Source organism: Streptomyces sp. B5E4 (genome assembly GCF_039871555.1).
Classification (GTDB): Bacteria; Actinomycetota; Actinomycetes; order Streptomycetales; family Streptomycetaceae; genus Streptomyces.
Genome location: NZ_JBDPMI010000017.1, coordinates 109,504 through 132,197 on the forward strand (window position 1 = coordinate 109,504; position 22,694 = coordinate 132,197).

Sequence of the window (22,694 nt, forward strand, 5' to 3'; positions counted from 1 at the left end):
GAAATCTCACGATGTGGACACCGGGGCGGCTCGAAGCGCGGGACGCCTCCGGCGGAGCGGGAGGCAGGCGGGCCATGCTCCCGCAACGTGCGTGCATGCGCCCCCGGTTCTGCTTGTCGACCCGACAGCAGCGCGCTAGTTTTGCGTGCCAACCAGACGTAATGACGCGGACCTCGCTGAGGGAGGCGCTCGCATGAGCGTGGCGGAACACCGGCTTCTCTTCCACGGCGGAGCGTTCGCCGCGGTGACCCACGCCGGGGACATCACCGGCACCAGGGGAACGCAGCCGGACGGCTTCTTCCTGGGGGACACCCGGCACCTGAGCCGCTGGCAGCTGACGGTGGACGGCGCGGTCCCGACCCTGCTGGTCGCCGAGCCGGCCGGGGCCGTCCTCGTACCCCCCACGGGCCGCGACGAGCCGCCGCCGCACACGGTCTTCCGCGAGCAGCGCGTCGAGGGCGGCGCGCTGGTCGACGTCCTGCGCGTGACCTGCAACCGCGCGGAGCCGGAGAAGCTGTGGCTCGCGCTGACGGTGGACGCGGACTTCGCGGACCAGTTCGAGTTACGAGCCGACCACCGCGTCTACGGCAAACCGCACGCGGTACGGGCCCGGGAGGTGCTGCCCGCGGGGGTGGAGTTCCGCTACCGCCGCGGCGGCTGGCAGGCCCGTACGACGATCACCGCGGACCCGCCGCCGGACGCGGTGGAGGAGACGGGGAGTGGCGCACGACGCCTGGTGTGGCACCTGAAGCTGGAGCCATACGAGACCATGGAACTGACACTCCGTGCCGCAGCCGCACCGGGAGCGGGACCGGCGGCGGAGGCAGGGACGACGAGGACGGGGACGGCGGGAACGGCGGCGAAGGACGGGGCCGCGCAGCCGCCGGCCCTCCGGGCGGCCACCGGCGCCGGTATCCCGGCCCCGGCAGCGGAGGCCGCACACGCGCCGGTCCGCGCGGCCCGTACGGCCGCCACGGCCGCAACGCACCGGCCGGGCACCCGCTCGATCCCGCCCCGCACGGAAGCCGCCCCCTGGCCCGGCCTCACCATAGCCGCCGAGCAGGGCCTCGCCGACCTCGACGGGCTGCTCATCCCCGCCGCAGGACCCGGCGGTGAGGAGGTGGAGGTGCCGGCGGCCGGGGTGCCGTGGTTCCTCGCCATAGTGGGCCGGCACGCGCTCGTGACGTCGCTGTTCGCCCTGCGCCACCGCCCCGCGCTCGCCCGGGCCACGCTCCTCGCGCTCGCCGCGACGCAGGCCGGCGACGCGGACGGCGAACCGGGGAAGATCGTGCACGAGGTGCGCCACGGCGAGTTGGCCCACTTCGGGCAGGTGCCGTACGGGCGCTACTACGGGGCCGTGGACACCACCCCGCTGTTCCTCGTCCTTCTCGGGGCGCTCACCGAGCACACCGGCGACGACAAGCCGGCCCGCCGCCTGGAGCCGCAGGCCCGCGCCGCGGTGGAGTGGATGTTCCGCGACGGCGGCCTCGGCGACTCGGGCTATCTGCGCCACCGCGCCGACGACGGCGGCGCCGCCCCGGCGAACCAGAGCTGGCGCGACTCCCCCGGCGCCCTCTGCGCCGCCGACGGCACCCGCGCCACCGGCGCCCTCGCGCCCGCCGCACCCCAGGGCTACGCCTACGCGGCCCTCACCCACACCGCCCGCCTCGCCGCCACCGCCTGGGCCGACCCGCGGTTGGCCGACCGCCTCACCGCCGCCGCCGGCGATCTGCGCTCCCGCTTCCTCACCGACTTCTGGCTCTCCGGCCCGGACTTCCCCGCCCTGGCACTCGACGGCACGGGCCGCCCCGCCGACGCGCTGGCCTCCGACGCCGGGCACCTGCTGTGGTCAGGGCTCCTGGACCCCGACCGGGCGAGGCGGGTGGGACGGCGGCTGCTGGAGCCTGACTTCTTCTCGGGCTGGGGGGTACGGACCGTGGCCGCAGGGCAGGGGGCGTACCACCCGATGGCGTACCACCGCGGCAGCGTCTGGCCGCACGACAACGCGCTCCTGGCCCTGGGCCTGGCCCGTTACGGCCTCCACGAGGAGGCCCGCACGCTGGCGAGGGCCCTCACCGACCTGGCCGCCCACACCGCGGGCCGGCTCCCGGAAGCCGTCGCCGGCTACCCCCGCGCCGCCCAGCCCACCCCGGTCCCCTTCCCGCACGCCTGCTCCCCCCAGTCCTGGTCGGCGGCGGCCCCCCTGGCCCTCCTCACCGCCCTCGCGGCCGAGGAGGACCGGACGGGCGCGTCGCCGCGTGAGCCGTGATCCGTCAGGCGGGCCCTTCGCCCGGGGTGACGGTCATGCCGACCGAGCCGTAGTCGGGGCCGACCCGGTTGTCGCTGTAGAACTTCACGCCGGTCGAGGCCGAGGTGACTTCCATGACCCGGGTCGAGGAACCCACGAAATCGTTGCGGGTGACCGAGATGTCGTCCGGCCCGTCCAGCTTGACGGCCTGGTTCCAGCTGTCGCCCATCTCGTTGTCGGCGACGATCCAGTTCTTCATGCCGTCGGTGTTGCCGCCCGAGTTCCCGCCGCGGCCGTAGTCCTCGACCATCAGCCACTGGTGGATGCTCGGGATGCTGTCCTCCCGGTCCGGGTTGGCCGGGCCGACGGCCTTGTTGCCGCGGATCTGCACGTCGTCGCTCGCGATGGGGTGCGAGCTGGACACCCACGTCTGGATGAAGTCGGTGTGGCTGTCACCCGGATCGCCGGTCACGAAGTTGACGGCGGTGTTGTAAAGGATCTTGTGACGGTTGCCGAAGAACGTGATGGCGTTCAGGTCGCCGGGGCCCTCGACGCCCTTGATGTCGTTGTTCTGGATGGTCACGTCGGTGTTGTCGTCCGAGTAGATGCCGTACTGCTGCTCGGCGTCCACCCGGCAGTTCTGTATCACCACGTGGTCGGCGTCGATCAGGACGCCGCCGCGGATCGTGTCGCCCTGGCAGTCGTAGACCTTGGGCGCGGCGGCGGTGCCGCCGGATTCGATCTCGAACCGGGAATCCTGGTCCGGCACCAGAACCGCACCCGGCGGCGTCGCCACCCCGCCGACGCCGAGGGACTGCCCGGGTGGCTGCGGCTCACCACCGGGCTCCCCGGACACGGCCGCCTCCGTGATGCTCGTCCACTTGGACGAGTCGGAGGAGTCGTTGCCGTGCCCGACGATCCGTACGTAGCGGGCGGGCCCGCCGGCGAAGTCGTAGGTCTCCAGGCTGCGCGTGGTGCCGCTGCTGGTTTCCCGGGACAGCACGGTCGACCAGGCCGAGCCGTCCTGGGAGAGCTCGACGTCGAACGTCGTCCTGCGGCTGTCCCCGACGTACCAGGCCAGCGCTACCGAGTCGACGGTGGTGACCGAGCCGAGGTCGAAGCGGATCCAGACCCCGTCACCGGCCCCGGACCACCGGGTGGACAGGTCGCCGTCGATCGCGTTGGCCGGCACGTTGCCGTCGTGGGAGCTGGCGGTCGCCGCGGTGATGGGCAGTGTCGCCGCCGATGCCGTCGGGCCGAGCAGGGCCACCGAGCCGAGCGCCGTGCACGCGCACAGCGCGGCGGTCAGAAGGCGTCTCAGCGACGCGCCTTTGCGCGGGTGATCCGTCGGGGCGTTCAGATCGTTCACGTGCGTCTCCTCGGAGTACGGGGGAAGGGACGGCCGGCCGCGCCGGAGCGGGGGTCCGGCACGACGGGCACGACCGGTGGCGGCTGGAGCCGCCACCGGTCGTGTGGCGCGTCCTACGCGGAGCCGGGGCCGACGTCGGCCGCGGTGAGGGGGGCTCGCGTGCCGGCGGCCGACGACCGCTCGTCGGCTCCGGCGTCGGCGGCGCCGGTGCGGGCCTGACCGTCCATGTCGTCGGTCACGAACGCGAAGTCGTCGCCGCCGGCATCGATCGCCGGGCTGCCCGCGCCGATCCGGTGCACCGGCCCGTCGGGGGCCAGCAGCGGGTCGATCGCCCTGACGGCGCCGGAGGGCTCGGTGACGCCGACGGTCGCCGATCCGGTCGGCCACGCGATGTTGCCGGCGTAGGTCATGTCCACCGGTGCCATCAGCTCGTTGAACAGCTTGCCCCGGCTTCCCGTGACGACGTTGCCGGCGATGACCGAGTCGACCGGCGCGAGGTCGTAGTTGGCGCCGACCTCGATGTTCGACACGTTGTCCACGAAGGTGTTGTGCACGACGGTCGCCCGGTAGACGCGCCAGTGCGCGCTCAGGGCGCCCGAGGTGTCGACGTCGCCGCCGTCGATCTGCAGCGCGGCGTCGAAGCCGGTGCCGGTCAGGCCCTCGAAGTAGTTGTTGTAGATCTTGTGGTCCTGGCCGTAGATCCGGATTCCCCCGGTTCCCGCCTTCCCTTCGCCGAGGAAGAAGTTGCCGTAGAAGGCGCCGCGGTTCCCGTGCCGCTGCGACAGCACGCCCTGCGAGGTGCGGAACGTGTTGTAGCGGACGACGTTGTCGTTGCTCTTCACGGAAACGATCTCCGGATCACCGTCGCAGTTCTCGAAGAGGTTCGACTCGACGACGGTGAATCCGTTCGACCGGGAGATCCCGCTCCAGCCGACCCGGATGGCTTCCATCTCGTTCGTCGCACGGGGGCCGATGTCGCGGAAGTGGTTGTGGTCGATGCGGTCGTGTTGCGACTGCTGGGTTTCGGATCCGTCGACGGTGATGAAGTTTCCCAGTTGGTGCTTTTCCTCGAACAGGTTGTGATCGATCCGGTTGTGGTGGCTGTTCGCACCCTGGATGATCACCCACTTCAGCGAGGACTCCTCGGTCAGCCGGAAGTGGTTGCGGGTCAGACGCACGTTGTTCGAGCCGGTGATCTTCAACGTGTCACTGTTCGTCCACTTCAGACCCTCGAAGGTGACGTAGGAGGAGTCGGCCACCTCCAACTGCCCGTCGTCGACCACGGCCTGACCGCGGTTTTCCGCGACGACGGTGATGGGCTCGTCGGCGGTCCCGTTCTTGCCGCTCATCTTGCCGATCGTGTACTGGCCGTCGGCGAGGACGATGCGGTCCCCGGCGCGCGCGTCCCCCATCGCGTCCCGCAACTGGTCCGAGTCGGCGACCCGGACGGTACGGCCGGGGTCCGGGTCCCCGCCCCCGCCGCCGTCGGCCCCGTGGATCGTCGTCTCGGCGATGCTGGTCCAGTCGTTGGCGGTGTTGCCGTGGCCGACGATGCGCAGATACCGGGCGGTGGTGTCGGCGAAGTCGTAGTTCTGCGGCTGGAGCGTGGTCCCGCTGCTCGTTTCCCGTGTCAGGACCGGTCTCCAGGACGATCCGTCGTCGGACACCGCCACGTCGAAGGTGTTCTTCCTGGTGTTGCCCTGGTGCCAGGCGATCGACGTCGAGCCGACGGTCTTCGCCGAGCCGAGGTCGTAGCGGATCCACACCCCGTCGCCCTGGGCGGACCAGCGGGTGCCCAGATCGTTGTCGAGGGTGTTGGCGGGCACGTTGCCGTCATCGGTACTGGCCGAGACTCCCGCGACGGTGACCGGAGCACCCGGAGATCCCCCGTCCGGCACGACCGGATACGTGCGGACCCAGTCGACCTCGTACACCGCCGGGCGCAGACCGCTGTCGCCGGTGAAGTTGTCGAGCTGGATGACGAGATTCCCCAGGGGCATCGTCTGGATGTCCCCCCGCTCGGAGTTCGCACCGTCCGCCAGCCGGAACCATTCGACGCCGTCGACGTAGCCGACCAGCGCCTCCGGAGTCCACTCGAACGCGAAGTTGTGCCACTGCGTCATGTCCACGGGGCAGAGTTCGCGGTACTCCTTCTCGTCCGACGGGCTGTCCGGGTAGTGCAGGAATGCCGAGAGGCACTGCGCGTCGGGGTTCGAGTACTCGACCCAGTCGTACTCCCCGTTCTTGAGCCGGTCGCCGGCGGTGGGCCAGATCAGGTGCAGGGGATGGTAGAGCCCGCCGGAGGAGCCGGTGTTCCGCGAGCGTGAGCGGATTTCCCAGCGGGCGTACTGGGTGTCACGGTTCTGCCTGATCCATCCCGTGTCGCCGTTCGCCTCGCCGCGCATGGTCATGATTCCGTCCGCGACGGTGCTGTTCTTCCCGCACCGGCGGCCGTTTCCGGCGTGCCCTTCCCAGCACTGCTCCGTGCCGCCGACGTTGCCCGACGGTACGTCCCACTTCGCGGGGTCCACCGGGCCGGTGTAGTCGAACTCGTCGGATATCGGCAGCGGTTCGCCCCAGCCGTACCGCTCGGCCGCCTGTGTCGGGTCCCCGGCTCCCTGGTCGTCGTCGTGCGTGACGCTCAGCCCGTAGACCTCCACCTGGCCGTAGTTGTCGTCGCTGCACGGCGACGAGCGTTCGCAGTTGGCCTGCGTGTACGCGCCCGCCTTGAAGTAGCCGCCGGTGAAGTCCTCCGAGAGCGTGGTCTGCAGCACGCCGTTGTAGTAGGCCTTGATCTCGCCCTCGCCGACCACGAACTTCGCCTCGAACCTGTCGCCCAGCTCGTAGTCGTCCGTCACCAGCTTGTGATTGCTGTCCTCGGGAGAGGTGACGTAGAGCTTGCTGCCTTCCAGGCGGAAGACCGAGACGTCGTCGTCGGCGTCGTGGATCTGTCCGGCGACGACATGCGGCTTGTCCGCGGGGAGATCAGTGATGGCCTGGTCGATCACCATCGTGTGCGTGCCGGAGGTCGACGACCAGCTCGCCTTGGTCTGCCCCGAGTCCGTCATCTCGCGCAGCTCGGAGCGGGGGTAGTCGGAGCCGCTGGTGGTGACCCCGTTGACGGCGGCGCGGAACTGGACGGCGTCGCACTCCGGAGTCGCGGTGAACCAGGGGTCGTTCGCGTACGTGGCGAGTTCCGGCTGTTCGACGTTGGTCGGCGATTCCTCCTCGCCGACGGGCAGCCCGATGTACCAGTTCGTCAGGTCCAGCACGTCGGCCGGGTAGTCACAGGACCCGCTGCCGCCGTCGGCCCCGAAGAGCGCCGTCTCGGTGATGCTGGTCCAGTCGTTGGAGGTGTTGCCGTGGCCGACGATGCGCAGATACCGCGCGGAGGTGTCGGCGAAGTCGTAGTTCTGCGGCTGGAGCGTGCTGCCGCTGCTGGTCTTTCGCGACAGGACCGGCGTCCACGACGATCCGTCGTCGGAGACCTCGACGTCGAAGGTGTTCTTCCGGGTGTTGCCCTGGTGCCAGGCGATCGACGCCGAACCGATGGTCTGCGCCGAGCCGAGGTCGTAGCGGATCCACACCCCGTCGCCCTCGGCGGACCAGCGGGTGCTCAGATCGTTGTCGAGGGTGTTGGCGGCCACGTTCCCGTCGTCGGTACTGGCCAGGACTCCGGCGACCTCCAATCGAGGACCCGCCTCGGCCGACGCGACCGGGTGGTACGTAGCCGAGACTCCGAGGGCTAACAGCCCCACCAGAAGCGCACGATGTATTCGTCTCACTAGGCCTCACTGTGGTTGAAGGGTGACCGGTCGGGCTCCAGAATCCGGGCCACGCTGTCAGACCCGCGTGGGGACCGGTCCCCGAACACCGCACCCGGATCTCGTCAAGGGGCTTCGCGCCGTGCCGCGGTCGTCTCGCGTGTGGCGATGAGTTCCCGGGGGTTCGCCGGTCTTACTGTCGAACCCCTTACCGAGGAGACTTGCGATGCGCAGTGTGACGTACTCGATGGCCGTTTCACTCGACGGCTTTGTCACCGGGCCCGACGGTGGCATCGACTGGGGGGCGCCCAGTGAGGAGGTCTTCCGCTTCTCCATCGAGGAGATCCAGGACGTCGGCGTTCATCTCATGGGGCGGCGGCTCTACGAGACGATGCTGTACTGGGAGACCGCCGCGAAGGACCCCTCGCTCAGCGAGGCGGAGCGGGAGTGGACCACGTGGTGGAACCCGCTGCCCAAGGTGGTGTTCTCCCACACGCTGACGGAGGTCGAGGGCGCGGCGCGGCTGGCCTCCGGAGGGCTGGCCGAGGAGATCGCGCGGCTGCGGGAGGAGCCGGGTGAGGGGGACATCGCGATCGGCGGCGCGACGCTCGCCGCCCAGGCGGCGGAACTCGGGCTGATCGACGAGTACCGGATCAGGGTGAACCCGGTGCTGCTCGGCGGCGGCACCCCCTTCTTCGCGCGGATCGAGCGCCAGGTGGACCTCGAACTGGTGGAGACCCGCACCTTCGACAGCGGCGTCGTCTACCTCCACCACCGCGTACGCCGCTAGGTCCTTTCCCCGGTGGCATCGGGATCGCCGGTCCGGGTGCGTCGTCGACCGAGGCCCCGCGGCCACCCGCCGGCCGGCCTCGGTGAACGGCCGCCGCGAAGTCGCGGGCGATGAGCTGCAACTCCGCCTCCGACAACCCGGCTTCGCTCGCCGCACGCCGGTGTCCGGCCTCGACGCCGGTGGCACTGAAAGTCGGGTTGTCCGTGTTGAGCGGAACGGCGACCCCTGCTCCCCCCAGTCCTGGCAGCCCTCCTCTGGCCTTCCTCACCGCCCTCACGACGACGGAGGGTCGCTCCGCCCCCGCCGCGACGTGAAGTCCCCGAGCAGTTCCCGGCTGGCGACGGTGAAGGGGTGGTCGGCTCCCAGGCTGCGTTCCCGCCTGGCCAGGACGTCCGTCATGATCTCGATCCCCGCGGCCACGCGGCCCCGGGCGACATGGGTGCGGGAGAGCAACTGCCGGGCGGAGAGCGTGATCGGGTAGTCGGGGCCGAAGCGCCGCAGGTACGCCTCGGTGACCAGCCGCGTTTCCCGCTCGGCCGCGTCGAAGCGGCCCAGTCGGTACAGCGTCCAGGCGCGGTTGTGCCGGGCGCCCAGGGTCACGGTGTGGTCGGGGCCGAGGATGCGGGTGCACTCCTCGGGCAGGGACAGCAGCGCCCCGTCGTCTTCCGCGGCGATGTCCGCCGCAGGCAGCAGGGCCAGCAGACTCGTACGGGAGCGCAGCGTCAGCGGGTGGTCGGCGCCCAGGGCCCGGCGCCTGCCGGCGACCGTGGCGCGCAGCAGTGCGCCGGCCTCCTCACGTCTGCCGAGGTTGCCGAGGACGAGTTGCAGGCCCTGACCGCTGTCCAGGGTGTCGGGGTCGTCGGCTCCGAGCAACGTCTCCTGGGCGGTACGGATCCGGCGGAGCAGCCCCTCGGCCTCGGCGTACCTGCCCAGCCTGAAGAGTGACCGGCCGGCCCGGGAGTGGGCCGCCAGGACGAGGCGGTGCTCCGGGCGGCCTAGTCGGCGCTCGCCGAGGTCCGCGGCGGTCCGGGCGGTCTCCCAGGCGGCCTGGTAGTCGCCGGTGCGGTGCAGGGCGACGGACAGCCGGGTCGCCACGGCGAGCGCGTCGGCGGCCGTGCGCGGATCGGCGGCGCGTCGGAGCAGGGCGAGTGCGTGGGGCACCAGCAGCCGGTAACGCGGTTCGTACGGGCCCGCGTCAGGCACGGCTGGCACGGCGGCGCCGAGCAGTCGGACCGCCGTGGTGTCGAGCGGCGGCACCTTGTCCGCCGGTGTGGCGGCGGCGACGCTGTCGAGCAGCACCCCGTGGCTCTGCGTGCAGCGAACGCCGACGTCGACGAGTTCGGTCAGCGACTGGTCGAGCAGCGCCCGCAGCGCCGTTTCGCAGCGATCGTGGGGCAGGATGCCGCCGATCTCGCGGTGGTCGAGGAGCGACAGCGGCAGCGGCTCGGGCGAGAACCGCGCCAGGAGCCGCAGCAGCGCGGTCGCCTCCGGCAGCCCGCGGGCCTCGAAAGCGTCGAGCGTCAGTTGCCAGGTGAGGCCCACGAGGTGCCGGGGGTCCTCCGGCGACAGCGGATCCGCTCCCTGGTCGATGAGTTCGACCCCCTCTCTTTCGTCGAGCCGGCGCCCGTACGTCTCCATCGTCCAGGGGTCGAGGACTTGCTGGGAGAGGAAGCCGCCCGCCAAGGTGAGAGCCAGTGGCAGCCGCCCCAGCCGCTCGGCGATCCGGTCGGCTTCCTGCTGGGTGCCGCTGTGCGGAGCGAGGTCCTGCAGCACCCGGGCGGCGTCCTCGCGTGGCAGCACGCCGATGTGCTGCAGTTCGGCCCCCGGCCACCAACGGGCGGCCGACCGGCGCGTCGTCACCACGACCGTGCCGCGGGGGCTGGTGCGCAGCCAACTTCCGTCGCGGAGGATCTCGGGTTCGTCGGCGTTGTCCAGGACGAGCAGCCAGGGCTCCGCGGAGCGGTCGAGGTGCTGCCAGACGAGGTCGGCGGCGGGGCGCAGACCTCCGCGGGCTGCCAGCAGTTCGCCGTCCCCGGCGCCCCGGTCGGCGGCGACGGCGAGCATCCCGGCACGCAGGCTTGAGCGGTCGGAGGCGCTGACCCAGAGGCCGACTCGGCCGCATTCCCCGGTGGCCAGTTGGAAGAGCGTGTACGCGACGGCGGTCTTCCCGCACCCGCCCATGCCGTACAGCACGTACGCCTCGCCGCCCCGCCCGGCCGCCACGCTCTCCCGCAGCCGCGCCAGCACCTCGGCGCGGTCGCGTAGGACGACGGGGGGCCGGCCGACCGCCGGCCGGCGGACGGAGTCGGGACCGCCGGGCACGGCGGACTCGTCGCCGTGGTGGTGGTGTTCGGTGATGTGCTGATCGCCGGACGCCTGGTAGACCCGTCCCCGGTCTTCGGCGCGGCCGTCCATCCCACCCGTCATCGTTCGGTGATGTGCTGGTCTCGCCCGGCCTGCTGGATATGCCCGTGCCCGGATGCCCGCGCCCGGAGCACGACGACGGAGCCGGCCGCACCCCCCGGTGCGAGTTCGTCGAGGAGCGCCCGCAACTCCGCGGCGGCGTCGGGCCGCGCGACGAGCAGCCGCCGCAGCCGCCCCTGCCACTCGGCGTGGAGTTCGTCGACCGTCGCCCGGTCCCCGGTCTCTCTCGCTGCCAGGGCGTCGTCGCGGGTGGCTTCCAGTTCGGCGGCGACGCCCTCCGCGCGGTGCGGCTGCATTCGGCGCCAGAGTTGCGTGATTCCCTCTCGGGTGCGCTGCCAGGCATCGGTTGTGATCAGCGTGACCAGCGTGATTCCCGCGCTCTGTGCGAGTAAGGCCGCCTCCGGGTCCACGTTTCCCCCTACCTCGAACGTCCGGTCTTAGGATTGTAAGCCGAATGCATGTGCCTGTTGACTCGGTTCGCCACCGGTCATCATCGCGTTCAGGGGCCGGAAAGAGCAACAGGAAGCCGCGACCCCACTTCTGCGTGTCCGGTTTTGACCTGGCTGATCCTGGTGTTTCGGTGCTAGCGTCGCCCCGAATCTTCAGGAACGAGGGGAGAAGTCATGGCCAGGCCGTGGGAAGCCGATCCGGCGACGACATTCAAGCGGCGCCTGGGTAAATCGCCGCAGGAGTTAGGCACGACGACCGACGGCCCCGACTGCCCCGACATCTGGGAACTGGACAACGGCGACATCGTCGTCATCGGCCGCGACCTCACGGAGTCCCTCGGCAGGAAGCTGCCGTCCGGCGTCTCCGTCGGTGCGGACGAACGGCTCGTCGTCATCCCCAGGAACATGCTGATCGCCGCGAAACAGGACATCCCGAGTGTTTGATTCCTTCCCCCACGGCGTCTCCGAGCGCCTGGACCGACCCACGTACCACGCGGACTACCACCGGGTCTTCGCCAGTGGAATCCGCCATATGAGAAAGCTCGAACGCGGACAGCACTTCAAAGAGCGCGGATTCGCCAGTTGGGAAGCCTTCGCGGCAGGTGAGTGGGACCGTGCCCTCTCCCTCGCCGACGAAAGGCGCGACGCCTACGCACAGCAGTTCCAAGAGGCAGCCCGGCTCGGAGTCGTGCAGCGCCGCCTGCGCGTAGTGGAATTCCCGGTGACCCCGTACGTGCAGTGGGAATTCCACGTGCTGCGCGTACGCGTGGAATTAGGTGACAACATCAGGGTGCTGGATGCCCGCGAGATCGCGGACATCGAAAAGCACCGCCCCGTTCCCGAAGTGGTGATTCTCGGGGACGTCTCCATGTACGAGGTGCTCTACGACGACGACGGAAACGCGATGGGGTCCCATCGCTTCACCGATCGCGCCCTGATCGAAGAGACATCGGCCGGGTTCGACGCCCTGTACGAACGCGGCGACGACTTCCACGACTTCTTCGCCAGGGAGATCGCCCCGCTCGCCGCGCCCGCGGTCGCCTACGGAGACGCCGGCCGCTCCACGCCGTAGCGGAGGGGTCCGGGACCCCCGCGCGCGTCGCGATACGCCGCTAGCCGTCCGCGGCGGTTCTCCAGGGGCCCTCCGGGGCGAGGTCGGCGAGGACCGTGCGCAGGTGCGGGGGTTCGAGGGGGTCCGGGAGGGCGGGGATGTCGGGCCAGGCGATCCAGGCGTGGCCGGCGAGGGTGACCTGCTCGTCGGGGAGGAGACCGGTGCGGCGCAGCGGGGGGCGGTCGTCGGGGTAGCGGGCGAGGAAGAAGTGCTCGGTGCCCGCGAAGTGCGTGCCCTTCCAGTGGAAGTCGCGCGCGACGGGCACGCCGCGGTCCTCGACGGCGGCGGGGTCGAGGCCGGTCTCCTCGGCGAGTTCGCGCCGCGCGGCGGCGAGCGGGGTCTCGTCCGGCTCGATGCCGCCGCCGGGCGGCTCCCAGATCAGGGCACCGTCGAAGGGGTCGCGCCAGCGCAGCAGCAGTATGCGCTGGGCGGCGTCGAGGCAGATGACCCGCGCGGCGGGCCGGTGCGTCGTGTCCACCACTCCGAGGCTAGCCCGCGGGGGGTCGGGCAGCGGGGGCCGGGGCGCCTCGCACCCCCGGGTGACGAACCGGGCGCCGCGCGCCGGCCACGTCGCGCCGGAGGCGCGCGTGGGTTCCGGGCCGGGGGGCACAGGGGCCGCGGGGCGCAGCCCCGTCATGCTCTCCGTGCGCGGTGGCCCGCTTGTCGCGTACGACCCGCGCGCGACACCGCCGCCAGGCCGCCCGCCGCCCCGGGGCGGAGCCCCGGACCCGGAAGGGGGCGTGGCGGGGGACGCCCCCGCCTCAGCCGCCCGACGTGTCGAGTTCGGCGGCCGCGTCGACCTGGGTGCAGTCGTACGGGTCCGCCAGCCAGCCCTCCGGCAGCACCACCTTGTTCCGCCCCGCCGTGCGCCCCCGCGGGCCCTCCGCGCCCTCGGGCCACGGCTGGTCCAGGTCCAGGGTGCCCAGCAGGTCGTCCAGCTCCGCCAGCGTGCCCGCCATGGCCATCCGGTGCCGCAGCTCCTTGCCCACCGAGAAGCCCTTCGTGTACCACGGCACGTGCTTGCGGAAGTCGATGACGCCCCGCCGCTCGTCGCCGAGCCACTGCCCCAGCAGCTCCGCGTGCCGCAGCATCACCCCCGCGACCTCCTTCAGCGCCGGCCGCGCGTCAGGCTCCGAAGACCCGTCGAACGCCGCCACCAGGTCGCCGAAGAGCCACGGCCGCCCCAGGCAGCCGCGCCCGACCACCACCCCGTCGCAGCCCGTCTCGCGCACCATCCGCAGCGCGTCGTCCGCCGACCAGATGTCCCCGTTGCCCAGCACCGGGATCTCCGGCACGTGCTCCTTCAGCCGCGCGATCGCGTCCCAGTCCGCGGTGCCGCCGTAGTGCTGCGCGGCGGTGCGGCCGTGCAGCGCGATCGCCGTCACGCCCTCCTCGACCGCGATCCGGCCCGCGTCCAGGTACGTCAGGTGGTCGTCGTCGATGCCCTTGCGCATCTTCATCGTCACCGGCAGGTCCCCCGCGCCGGCCACCGCCTCGCGGAGGATCGCCCGCAGCAGGTTCCGCTTGTACGGCAGCGCCGAGCCGCCGCCCTTGCGGGTCACCTTGGGGACGGGGCAGCCGAAGTTGAGGTCGATGTGGTCGGCGAGGTCCTCGTCGGCGATCATGCGGGCCGCCCGCCCGGTGTACACCGGGTCCACCCCGTAGAGCTGGATCGACCGCGGCCTTTCCGTGCCGTCGAAGTGGACGAGCCGCATCGTCTTGGCGTCCCGCTCCACCAGCGCCCGCGTCGTGATCATCTCGCTGACGAAGAGGCCCCGGCCGCCGGAGAACTCCCGGCACAGCGTGCGGAACGGCGCGTTCGTGATCCCCGCCATGGGCGCGAGCACCACGGGCGGGGAGACGGTGTGCGGGCCGATCTGCAGCTCGGACATGCGGCGGACTACCTCGTTGCGTACGGGGACGGGGGGCGGACCCTCTATTGTCCCCCACCGCGGGCAGGACCGCGTACGCCCCGGCCTCCGCGCTCCCGCAGCGGCCGGTGAAGCAGCAGGTCAGCGGCCCGTCAGCGGTCCTCGTCGCGGCGGACCCGTACCGCCAGCGCCAGCTCGTCCATGTCCTGCGCCGCCGCCGCGAGCCGCCCCACGTCGGAGCTGAGGGCGCGGACCAGGACGTCCACGCCGTGCGGCTCGGAGCGGAAGGCGTAGTTCAGGGAGCAGCCCAGCGTGCCGTCGCCCGGGTCGGTGAAGTAGCGCATGGCCCGCAGCCCGTTGCCCAGGTGCGGGTGGCGGAACAGCTCCACGATCGGCGCCTCCACCGCCTCGGCGTCCATCGACCGCACCAGCTCCCGCAGCCGGTCGTTGCGGTCCCCGGACGTCGCCAGCCCCCACACCGCCAGCGGCACCGGCGCCTGCCGCGGGTCCGGCAGGTACAGGTACAGGTCCTGGCCGGGGAAGACCGTGCCGGCGCGGGTGGCGAAGTCCAGCAAAGCGTCCCGCAGCCGCGCCACCTCCTCCTCGTCGCCCGGCTCGACGTCCGCGAGCGTCCACCACACCTCGGCGAACGCCTCCGCCCACTCCGCGGGCCCGGGCCACGGCATGCCCTCCCACTGCTGGGGCACCCACAGCCACTTGGCGTCGTCGTAGTCGACCTCGATCCAGCTCACCGGCTGCTCCTCGTCCAGCGGAAGGTGGTCATCAGGGCATCGAACAGCTCGACGAGCACGTCCGCGAACTGCCCCTTCGGATCGCCGTCCGCGAGCGTGCTGAACCCCACCGTCACCCACCGGGTGTCGTCCTCGGGGACCGCCAGCACGTAGTCGACGCGCCGCGAAGCGTACTCGCCGCCCTCCTCGCCGGACCCGCGCGCCACCCGCTCGTTGCGGTAGCCGACGGACCCGTCGACGGCCGTGGGCTGCGACTTCTCCGCGTCGGCGAGCAGCCGGGCGAGGATCAGCGACGGCTCGGCGCCCGCGGCCAGCGTGATCTCGGAGACGACGAACGACGCCGCGACCGTCACGCCGTGCATCTGCTGTACGGGCAGGTAGAGGTCGAGACCGCCGTTCTTGCGCGCGTCGGCGGCGGCCTTGCGCAGCCGCCGTACGAGTTCCAGGCGCACCGCGGGTATCTGGTCGCGCGGCATGTCGTCGGGCAGGTCGGCGACGGCTTCCTCGACGATCCGCATGATCGCCTCGTCCGTTCCGTCGCGCAGCGGTATCCGGGACCAGTTGGGCGGCAGCACGAGGGTGTAGCCGACGGCGGCGCCCTCGTCCCGGCCCTTTACGGGCTTGTCTGTACGGTCCGTGCGCTCCGGCCGCTCGGGCTGCTCCGCCCGCTCAGGCTCCTCCGTACGCTCAGGCTCCTCCGTACGCTCCGCCGGCTCCGGCTGCTCCGGCCGTTCCACGCGCTCCGGGCGCCCCGGCCGCCCCGGCCGCCTGACGTAGTCGATCCGCCCCGCCTGCTCAGCCACCGCCTGCTCCCCCGCTCTCCCGTTTACGCCGCTTCTTCTCCGCGTGATGCGCCCGCACCCGCGCGTCCCGCTCCCGCCGCTCCCGCCGGCGCCGCCGCTCCGCCCGGTCCGTACGCACCGCGGACACCACCCCCGTCACCAGCGCCACCCCCGGCACGGCGACCAGCGCCACCGGCCCCGTGACATACGCGGCGATCATCAGGAGCACCGACCCGAAGACGGCCGTGACCTCCAGCTCGCCGTCGCCCACGTTCCGTACCGCCGCGGTGACCACCGACCGCACCAGTACCGCGACCGCCGCGCACAGCAGCCCCCGCTCGACCCAGGCCAGAACATCGCCCGCGCCGTCGAAGACGGCGGCCAGCGCGACGAACAGCGCCCCGGCCGCCGGCGGCACCAGCACCGCGGCGCGCGCGGCCACCAGCAGTGGGCCGTCGGCGCGGCCCCGCGCGGACGGGGTGGTACGGCGGGGCAGGAAGACCATCGGCTCCTCTTCACGTCGGGTGCCCGGCCTCCGGGCGTTACGCCACCGGCTGCCTCACCACGTCGAGCCGATCGGCGCCTTCCAGGTGTCGCCCTTCCAGTCGTTGTACGAGTCGTTGAACGGCTTGAAGGGCAGCATGTCGCTGCTGCCGAACGCCTTGTCGCCGAGGTCGACGATCGTACCGCCCCAGGCAGCGCCCAGAGAGGCCGAGTACGCGGCCCCCGCCCTCGCCGCCGTACCGCCGCTGACCAGGCCCGGGAAGCGGTCCGAGATCCGCCCGATGTTGCGGATGAGAGCCAGGCCCTCGGCGTCGCCCATGTTCAGGATCTTGCCCAGCCGCCCCACCGACGGCAGGTTCTGCGGCACGCTCGTCGCCTGCCGCCGCGCCTGCGCCTTCAGCGCGTCGATCTGCGCACGGGCCGCGCGCTTCGCCGCGGGACTCGCCGTACGGCTGCTGAGCACCCGGCCCAGCGCCTGCCGCTGCGAGGACGACCGGGCGAGGTTCTGGGCGACCTGCTGCGAACGGGCCCCGGTCGCAGCAGTCTTCGTCAGCGCGTTGGTGCCCTTCAGGGCGGCCATGCCGGCGCGGCCGAGGCCCATGGTCAGCAGCCCGACGGCGTCGACCAGCACCTCCATCCAGCTCGCGTTGCCCGTCGCCGCGAGCAGGGCTCTGCCCCCGACCACCAGGGCCCCCGCGATCAGCAGGAACGCCACCACGTTCAATCCCGGGATGAACAGCGAGATGATCGCCACCGCGGTCGCGATCCAGCTGATGACATCGATGACGATCTTGATGATGTCCGCGTACTTGTCGACGAAGTCCTTGACGTTGTCCCACCAACTGTCCTTGACATCGTCATCGATGGACTTCTTGATCCGCCCGGCCGCCCTGTCCGCGTCACTGTCCCGCGCGGACGTCGCCCGCCCCAGCATCCGGCGCGCCTCTTCCAACTCCCCCTCGGCCGCGCCGTACGCCTTCTCCCGCCGCTTCTCCGCTTCCTTCTCGGCATCGGTGGGCTTCGGCGCGTCCGGCGCGGACGCCTGGTCCGGCGGCTTGTTCGTCGCCATCGACCCGGCGGCGCTCTTCGCCTTCGTCAGCGCCCGCTCCGCGGCCTTCTGCGCCTCGTCCAAGTCACCCGCCCACGAGGACAGATGCCCGGCAACCTCCTTGTACCGCCCGGAGGTCTTCTCCATCTTCCCGGCCAGATCGGTGGCGGCACTGCGCAGCTTGTCGGCGTACTTGCCCTTCAGGGCACCGTCCTTGCCGATGTCGCGCAGCTTGCCGACCTGCGACTCGATCGTCTCGCCGATCTTCTTCAGCCGGGCAGCCTCATCCCGGATGTCCTCGACGTTCCCCGGTACGGGATCGGAGTCGGCGAGCGGCTGCCAGTCGGTGGGGCGGGCCATGGCCGTCACTCACCCTTGCATTCCTGCTCAAGCTTCTTGTCCGTCTTCAAGAACGACTGATGGACGCTGCTCGCCATCTCGCCGACGGACTTCACGGACTGCAGCACCTCTTTGCGGTGCCGGTCCCAGTTGGTGGTGAAATCCTCCATGGCATCCGCGACGGTGCCGGATCCCCATATCCCGCGCAGCCGGTCCTGGTGGTCCTCGCAGCTCTCGAACTCCCGCTTCACGATGCCGAGATCACGCTCGATCACCTGAAGGCGCTCATAGTCCACGCACAGATCGCCCATGTTCATCCCCCTGAGGTCTTGCCTGCCTGGCGGCAGGGTACCGGCGGTCGTACAACCGCGCATGTATTGACTTCGTACAGCACATGAGCCACTACCTTCAGTCACATGACTCACACACGACGACTGGATCCCTACGACTCTCCACGCGCGTTCTACGGAGCGGAGTTGCGGCGATTGCGCGACGAAGTTGGACTGTCGCAAGAACGGCTCAGCGAGCGGGTGTTCTGCTCACCGGCGTACATCGCGCACTTCGAGAGCTGTGTGCGGCTGCCGCAGGAGGAGATCTCGAAGCTGCTGGACGACCTCTTCGGGACGGGGGAACACCTGCAACGGCTGTGCAAGTTGGCGCGGAGGAGTTCGTATCCGGACTACTTCGCGGACGCGGCGGACCTGGAGACAGTGGCGACGCACCTGTACGACCACGCACCGCTGTTGGTCCCCGGCCTGCTTCAGACGCGGGAGTATGCGCGGGCCCTGAGCCTGGCTACGGCACCCTTCATGCCTGAGGACGTGATCGAGAAGCACGTTCAGGCTCGACTGGAACGCCAACGCTTGCTGAAGAACCCGGAAGTCCCGGAACTCTGGACAGTCCTCCACGAGCCGGTCCTCCGTACAGCGTTTGGAGGGCCCGAAATCACAGCACGCCAACTCCACCACATCGCGGCACTGGTCCGTACTCGCCGTGTCGTCGTGCAGGTGCTCCCCTTCACGGCGGCGGCACAGGGCTTCATGAGCGGCATGGCGAGGATCATGACGTTCGCCGAGGGCCCGTCAATGGTCTACGAGGAAGGCGCCCACAGGGGCAACCTGATCGACGATCCGGCGCTGGTCGCCCAGTACCAAGCGTCCTACGATCTGATCAGGGCCGCTGCTCTGTCACCGATGGCGTCCCTAGAGATGCTGGAATCGGTGGCAGAAGACTACGGGAGATCATGATCACCTGGCGCAAGTCGTCGTATAGCAACGGCGAAGGCGGGGAATGCGTCGAGGTCGGGGAGGGCATCCCCGACCTCGTCCCCGTCCGCGACAGCAAAGACCCGGACGGTCCCAAACTCCTCTTCAGCACCGCAGGTTGGACCGCCTTCCTCACCGCCGTGAAGAACGACGAGTTCTAGCTCGGACTCAACTCCGCAGCGCACCCCACGTGTCAGGGCCCACCTGGCCGTCCACGGCCAGGCTCTCGGCGCCTTGGAACTTCTTCACCGCCGCCTCCGTGCTCGGACCGAACGCGCCGTCGACCCCGGCCGAGCCGAGGTCGTAGCCGCGGGCGCGGAGGATGCACTGCACCTGCACCACGCGCTCGCCGCTATCGCCCTTCTGCGTGAGGGCCGTGCCCGAGTAGTACGTGCAGGAGTCCCACGGGTCCGCGGGCGGGGCCGAGGTCGTCGGCCCGTTCGTCGGCTTCGCCGAGGTCGCGTCGGGGCGGGTGGGCTTCGGGGTGGGATCGGCGGTCTTGCCGGGGGTCTCGGTCGGCTCGGAGGTGCCCGCGACGGAAGGGCTCGGGGACGGGGAGGCGGACTCCTTCGCCTTGTCCTTCTCCTCGGACGGCTTCATGTCACCCGGCTGCTTGCTGTCTTCGGCCGGGGCGCTGGAACTCCGGTCCGCCCCCGCCGTGTTCGCGTCGTCGTCGGAGCCCACCCATCCCGGCACCGTGAACGCGGCCGCCGCCACGGCCGCCACCGCGACCGCCGCGCCGGCCAGCACCAAGGGGCGGCGGCGCCGCGACGGTCGGTGCCCGGGGGAGGTCTCCGCCGAGCCGGGAGGGGTCTGCCCGTACGGGGTGAACTGCCCCTGTGGCTGCCCGCCCTGGCCGTACGGGCCTGCCGCCCCCGGTGCTCCGGGGGCTGCCGCCCCGGCCGGACCACCGGGACGGCCCGCGGATCCCGCCGCAAAGCCCGCGCCCGCGTTCAGCGCCTCCGGCGGCATCGACGGCGTATGCGACTCCGGCGCGGGCCCGAACCCGCCCGCCCCCGCACCGCCGCCGCTCGCGGTGATCGGGCCGCCCAGCCGCATCGTCTCCGCCGGGTCCGGCGGCGGCTCCCCCGCCGCCACCGCCGCCAGCAGCCGGCCCGCGCGCAGCGCGTCCGCGCGGCGGTCCGGGTCCTTGTCCATCAACTCCCGCAGCGCACCGGTCAGCGCGCCCGCGCGCTGGGGCTCCGGCAGCGGGTCCACGACGATCGCGCTGATCGTCGACCACGTGGACGAGCGGCGGAACGGCGACATGCCCTCCACCGCCGCGTACAGCGTCGCGCCCAGGGACCACACGTCGGACGGCGGTCCCGGCAGGTCGCCGCGGGCCCGCTCCGGCGACAGGTAGTCGATGGAGCCGACCATCTCGCCGGGGGCCGTCAGCCGCGTCGTGCCGTCGTCGCCCGGGTCGTCCATCGCGGCGATGCCGAAGTCCGTGAGGACGACGCGGCCGCTGCGGGCCAGCAGGATGTTCGCGGGCTTGACGTCGCGGTGGAGGACCCCCGCCCGGTGGGCGGCGGCCAGCGCGTCGACGACCTTCGCGCCGATACCGGCGGCCTCCGCGGGGTCCAGCACGCCCCGTTCCCGGATGACGTCGTCCAGGGACGGGCCGTCGACCAGCTCCATGACGATCAGCGGCCGGCCCTCGTGCTCCGTGACGTCGTGCACGGCGATCACGCCCGGGTGGTCGACGCGGGCCGCGGCCCGCGCCTCCCGCTGCATCCTCAGCCGCAGCTCACCCGCGTCAGGCCCTGTTCCCTCGCCGAACGCCCGCAGCTCCTTCACCGCGACCTCGCGGCCCAGGACTTCGTCCACGGCACGCCACACCGTGCCCATGCCGCCCCGCCCGAGCCGCCCCACCACGCGATACCGCCCGGCAAGCCGCCGACCGACCCCCGCTTCGCTCTCCCCCACAGGTGCCCTCTGCCCTTCGGTGCGCGCACCGTGTCCGATGCGCGCACTGTGTCCTAGCGTCGGGAGGCAGCCTAACGGGCCCGGGTGACAAGGGAGTCGGGAGCGTCAACCGGGACACGGAGCCCGCGGCGATACGGGGGCGGGGTACACCGCCCGTACGCCCCTCGCTCACTTCCCCGCGCCCCCGTCCCCGGCTCCGGCCCCCACCTGGGCGCCGGCCAGGTCCTCGGCGCCGGACCCGTCTTCGCCACCGGGCCCGCCCCCGGGACCCTCCACGCCTCGCAGCGCCGTGAACGCCAGCACCGCCACCGACAGCGCCAGCAGCGCGCTGATCACGCCCACCGCCGCCAGTCCGCCCGCGAACGCCTCCCGCGCCGCAGCCAGCAACTCCGCGCCCCGCCGCCCCGCCAACTCCTCCGCCACCGCCACCGCACCCGCCAGGGTGTCCCGCGCCGTCTCCGCCGCCGCCTCCGGCGTGCCCTCCGGCACCCCGCCGCCCGCATCCGACCGGTACACCGCCGTGCCCACGCTCCCCAGCACCGCGACGCCCAGCGCCACGCCCAGCTCCGAACTCGTCTCGCTGATCGCCGACGCCGCCCCCGCCTTCTCCGGCGGGGCGGAACCCACCACCAGTTCGGTGCCCAGCGCCAGCACCGGGCCGATGCCCGAGTTCACCAGCGCGTACGCCACGACGATCACCGCGATGTCCCCCGCACCGCCCGGCTCCACCCGGGTCAGCAGCAGGTACCCCACCGCCGACGCCACCAGCCCCGCGCCCATCACGGGCCCCGGCCCGAACCGGCGCGCGAACACCGGCGCCGTCACCGAAGCCGCGATCAGCACCCCCGCGGGCGGCAGCAGCCACAGCCCCGCGCGCAGCGCCGACTGGCCCTCCACCATCTGCAGATACTGCGTCACGAACAGGTACGTGCCGCTGACCGCGACCGTCCCCACCAGGATGATCAGCAGTGCGCTGCGGAAGGACCGGTCGGCGAACAGCCCCAGGTCCAGCAGCGGGTTCGCCAACCGCCGCTGCCTGCGCACGAACAGCGTCCCCGCCGTCACGCCCACGACCGCGGCCAGCAGCGGCAGCACCGCCAGGCCGTGCGCCAGCTCCTTGATCGCGTACGTCACCGGAAGCATCGTCACCAGCGACAGCACCACGCTCGCCGCATCCACCCGGCCCGCGTCCGGATCCCGCGACTCCGGCAGCAGCATCGGCCCCGCCACCAGCAGCAGCACCATCACCGGGATGCCCAGCAGGAACGCCGAACCCCACCAGAAGTACTCCAGCATCGCGCCGCCCAGCACCGGCCCGAGTGCCACGCCCAGGGAGAACATCGCCGCCCAGATCGCGAACGCCAGGCCCCGCTGCCGCGGGTCGCGGAAGAGATTGCTGATCAGCGAGAGCGTCGACGGCATCAGCGTGGCACCGGCCACGCCCAGCAGCAGCCGGGCGGCGATCAGCGCCTCCGGGGTCGGCGCGTACGCGGCGGCGACGGACGCGGCGCCGAAGGCGGCGGCGCCGATCAGCAGCAGCCGGCGGCGGCCGACGCGGTCGCCGAGGGTGCCCATGGTCACCAGGAAACCGGCGATCATGAAGCCGTAGATGTCGATGATCCACAGCATTTGTGTGTTGCTGGGCTCAAGATCCGCCGCCAGATGCGGGACGGCCAGGTGCAGCACGGAGACGTCTAGGGCCAGGAGGAGGGTGGGCAGGGCCAGCACCGCGAGCCCGGCCCACGCGCGCAGCCCGGCGCGCCCGCCGGTGCCGGTGTCGCCCGCGCCGCCTGGGCCGGGGGCGCCGGGGGCGTCGGTGCCGGGGGTGAGGTCGGAGTTCACGGGAATCCCTTCGAGATGGTCGGGTGGCTGTCCCGGGGGCGCGGCCGGTGCGGTCGGCGGGGCGGCCGATGCGCTACGGAGCCGCCGATCCGGAGCCGCCGATCCGAACCGGCCGGACACGTCCCCCGGTGCCACAGACCCGACTGTGCGGCCCGCCTCTCTCGGTCCCCTCCAGATCCGCTCTCGGCCCGCGCACGGCGCCCGGGA

Annotated in this window: 19 protein-coding genes; 6 read left to right on the forward strand and 13 right to left on the reverse strand. The window is 71.9% G+C overall.

Annotation, left to right across the window (positions count from 1 at the left end; translation table 11 throughout):
* Positions 1 to 193: 193 nt before the first annotated feature.
* A complete protein-coding gene (locus ABGA99_RS21915; RefSeq protein ID WP_347583257.1) occupies positions 194 to 2,269 on the forward strand; it encodes a glycogen debranching N-terminal domain-containing protein in 2,076 nt (691 codons plus the stop codon).
* 4 nt (positions 2,270 to 2,273) lie between these two features.
* Here ABGA99_RS21915 and ABGA99_RS21920 read toward each other — a convergent pair whose 3' ends face one another.
* Entirely contained in the window at positions 2,274 to 3,617 is a 1,344-nt protein-coding gene (locus tag ABGA99_RS21920; RefSeq protein ID WP_347583258.1) for a discoidin domain-containing protein, read from the reverse strand.
* 113 nt (positions 3,618 to 3,730) lie between these two features.
* Positions 3,731 to 7,306: a chondroitinase-B domain-containing protein gene (locus ABGA99_RS21925; protein ID WP_347577904.1), complete on the reverse strand. Its 3,576-nt coding sequence runs from the start codon at positions 7,304 to 7,306 to the stop codon at positions 3,731 to 3,733.
* A gap of 301 nt (positions 7,307 to 7,607) precedes the next feature.
* Here ABGA99_RS21925 and ABGA99_RS21930 point away from each other — a divergent pair, with 301 nt between their 5' ends.
* Complete coding sequence (locus tag ABGA99_RS21930) at positions 7,608 to 8,171, forward strand: dihydrofolate reductase family protein (protein WP_347577905.1); 564 nt, start codon at positions 7,608 to 7,610, stop codon at positions 8,169 to 8,171.
* Between the two features lie 273 nt (positions 8,172 to 8,444).
* On the opposite strand, the gene ABGA99_RS21935 is transcribed toward ABGA99_RS21930, so the two are convergent.
* Positions 8,445 to 10,598 carry a tetratricopeptide repeat protein gene (locus tag ABGA99_RS21935; protein WP_347577906.1) on the reverse strand — a complete coding sequence of 718 codons (2,154 nt, stop codon included), beginning with the start codon at positions 10,596 to 10,598 and terminating at the stop codon, positions 8,445 to 8,447.
* Complete coding sequence (locus tag ABGA99_RS21940) at positions 10,595 to 10,891, reverse strand: hypothetical protein (RefSeq protein WP_347577907.1); 297 nt, start codon at positions 10,889 to 10,891, stop codon at positions 10,595 to 10,597. Before ABGA99_RS21940 ends, ABGA99_RS21935 begins: the two co-directional genes overlap by 4 nt.
* 327 nt (positions 10,892 to 11,218) lie before the next feature.
* Here ABGA99_RS21940 and ABGA99_RS21945 point away from each other — a divergent pair, with 327 nt between their 5' ends.
* Both ABGA99_RS21945 and ABGA99_RS21950 read left to right on the forward strand, forming a co-directional pair.
* Positions 11,219 to 11,488 carry a hypothetical protein gene (locus ABGA99_RS21945; protein ID WP_347577908.1) on the forward strand — a complete coding sequence of 90 codons (270 nt, stop codon included), beginning with the start codon at positions 11,219 to 11,221 and terminating at the stop codon, positions 11,486 to 11,488.
* The gene (locus tag ABGA99_RS21950; protein WP_347577909.1) at positions 11,481 to 12,116 is read left to right on the forward strand and encodes a DUF6879 family protein; all 636 of its coding nucleotides are present in this window, start codon (positions 11,481 to 11,483) and stop codon (positions 12,114 to 12,116) included. Before ABGA99_RS21945 ends, ABGA99_RS21950 begins: the two co-directional genes overlap by 8 nt.
* A 40-nt stretch (positions 12,117 to 12,156) precedes the next feature.
* Here the strand turns inward: ABGA99_RS21950 and ABGA99_RS21955 are convergent, their stop codons facing one another.
* From ABGA99_RS21955 to ABGA99_RS21985, 7 genes are all read right to left on the reverse strand, one after another.
* The gene (locus ABGA99_RS21955) at positions 12,157 to 12,633 is read right to left on the reverse strand and encodes an NUDIX domain-containing protein (RefSeq protein ID WP_347577910.1); all 477 of its coding nucleotides are present in this window, start codon (positions 12,631 to 12,633) and stop codon (positions 12,157 to 12,159) included.
* Positions 12,634 to 12,916: 283 nt separating this feature from the next.
* Complete coding sequence (dusB, locus tag ABGA99_RS21960) at positions 12,917 to 14,047, reverse strand: tRNA dihydrouridine synthase DusB (protein WP_347583259.1); 1,131 nt, start codon at positions 14,045 to 14,047, stop codon at positions 12,917 to 12,919.
* A 131-nt stretch (positions 14,048 to 14,178) separates the two neighbouring features.
* Positions 14,179 to 14,778, reverse strand: coding sequence for a hypothetical protein (locus tag ABGA99_RS21965; RefSeq protein WP_347577912.1), 600 nt, complete (start codon positions 14,776 to 14,778; stop codon positions 14,179 to 14,181).
* Positions 14,775 to 15,581, reverse strand: coding sequence for a hypothetical protein (locus tag ABGA99_RS21970; protein ID WP_347583260.1), 807 nt, complete (start codon positions 15,579 to 15,581; stop codon positions 14,775 to 14,777). Before ABGA99_RS21970 ends, ABGA99_RS21965 begins: the two co-directional genes overlap by 4 nt.
* The gene (locus ABGA99_RS21975; RefSeq protein WP_347577914.1) at positions 15,574 to 16,065 is read right to left on the reverse strand and encodes a hypothetical protein; all 492 of its coding nucleotides are present in this window, start codon (positions 16,063 to 16,065) and stop codon (positions 15,574 to 15,576) included. The genes ABGA99_RS21970 and ABGA99_RS21975 overlap by 8 nt, the downstream gene beginning before the upstream one ends.
* A 54-nt stretch (positions 16,066 to 16,119) precedes the next feature.
* Positions 16,120 to 17,472, reverse strand: coding sequence for a putative T7SS-secreted protein (locus tag ABGA99_RS21980; protein WP_347577915.1), 1,353 nt, complete (start codon positions 17,470 to 17,472; stop codon positions 16,120 to 16,122).
* A gap of 5 nt (positions 17,473 to 17,477) precedes the next feature.
* Positions 17,478 to 17,726, reverse strand: a complete 249-nt coding sequence (locus ABGA99_RS21985; protein ID WP_347583261.1) for a hypothetical protein — start codon at positions 17,724 to 17,726, stop codon at positions 17,478 to 17,480.
* 141 nt (positions 17,727 to 17,867) lie between these two features.
* On the opposite strand from ABGA99_RS21985, the gene ABGA99_RS21990 reads away from it, so the two are divergent.
* Positions 17,868 to 18,698 carry a helix-turn-helix transcriptional regulator gene (locus tag ABGA99_RS21990; protein WP_347583262.1) on the forward strand — a complete coding sequence of 277 codons (831 nt, stop codon included), beginning with the start codon at positions 17,868 to 17,870 and terminating at the stop codon, positions 18,696 to 18,698.
* Positions 18,695 to 18,877, forward strand: a complete 183-nt coding sequence (locus tag ABGA99_RS21995; RefSeq protein ID WP_347583263.1) for a DUF397 domain-containing protein — start codon at positions 18,695 to 18,697, stop codon at positions 18,875 to 18,877. The genes ABGA99_RS21990 and ABGA99_RS21995 overlap by 4 nt, the downstream gene beginning before the upstream one ends.
* Positions 18,878 to 18,884: 7 nt before the next feature.
* Here ABGA99_RS21995 and ABGA99_RS22000 read toward each other — a convergent pair whose 3' ends face one another.
* Positions 18,885 to 20,591 (reverse strand): serine/threonine-protein kinase, encoded by a 1,707-nt coding sequence (locus ABGA99_RS22000; RefSeq protein WP_347583264.1) that lies wholly within the window; start codon positions 20,589 to 20,591, stop codon positions 18,885 to 18,887.
* Between the two features lie 222 nt (positions 20,592 to 20,813).
* The gene (locus tag ABGA99_RS22005; RefSeq protein WP_347583265.1) at positions 20,814 to 22,487 is read right to left on the reverse strand and encodes an MFS transporter; all 1,674 of its coding nucleotides are present in this window, start codon (positions 22,485 to 22,487) and stop codon (positions 20,814 to 20,816) included.
* Between the last annotated feature and the right edge of the window lie 207 nt (positions 22,488 to 22,694).

Excerpts from the sequence above, each read along its gene's own strand:
- ABGA99_RS21915 (WP_347583257.1), top strand. The coding sequence starts at position 194 with ATGAGCGTGGCGGAACACCGGCTTCTCTTCCACGGCGGAGCGTTCGCC.
- ABGA99_RS21930 (WP_347577905.1), top strand. The coding sequence starts at position 7,608 with ATGCGCAGTGTGACGTACTCGATGGCCGTTTCACTCGACGGCTTTGTC.
- ABGA99_RS21935 (WP_347577906.1), bottom strand. The coding sequence starts at position 10,598 with ATGACGGGTGGGATGGACGGCCGCGCCGAAGACCGGGGACGGGTCTAC.
- ABGA99_RS21940 (WP_347577907.1), bottom strand. The coding sequence starts at position 10,891 with ATGCAGCCGCACCGCGCGGAGGGCGTCGCCGCCGAACTGGAAGCCACC.
- ABGA99_RS21945 (WP_347577908.1), top strand. The coding sequence starts at position 11,219 with ATGGCCAGGCCGTGGGAAGCCGATCCGGCGACGACATTCAAGCGGCGC.
- dusB (WP_347583259.1), bottom strand. The coding sequence starts at position 14,047 with ATGTCCGAGCTGCAGATCGGCCCGCACACCGTCTCCCCGCCCGTGGTG.
- ABGA99_RS21975 (WP_347577914.1), bottom strand. The coding sequence starts at position 16,065 with ATGGTCTTCCTGCCCCGCCGTACCACCCCGTCCGCGCGGGGCCGCGCC.
- ABGA99_RS21980 (WP_347577915.1), bottom strand. The coding sequence starts at position 17,472 with ATGGCCCGCCCCACCGACTGGCAGCCGCTCGCCGACTCCGATCCCGTA.
- ABGA99_RS21990 (WP_347583262.1), top strand. The coding sequence starts at position 17,868 with ATGACTCACACACGACGACTGGATCCCTACGACTCTCCACGCGCGTTC.
- ABGA99_RS21995 (WP_347583263.1), top strand. The coding sequence starts at position 18,695 with ATGATCACCTGGCGCAAGTCGTCGTATAGCAACGGCGAAGGCGGGGAA.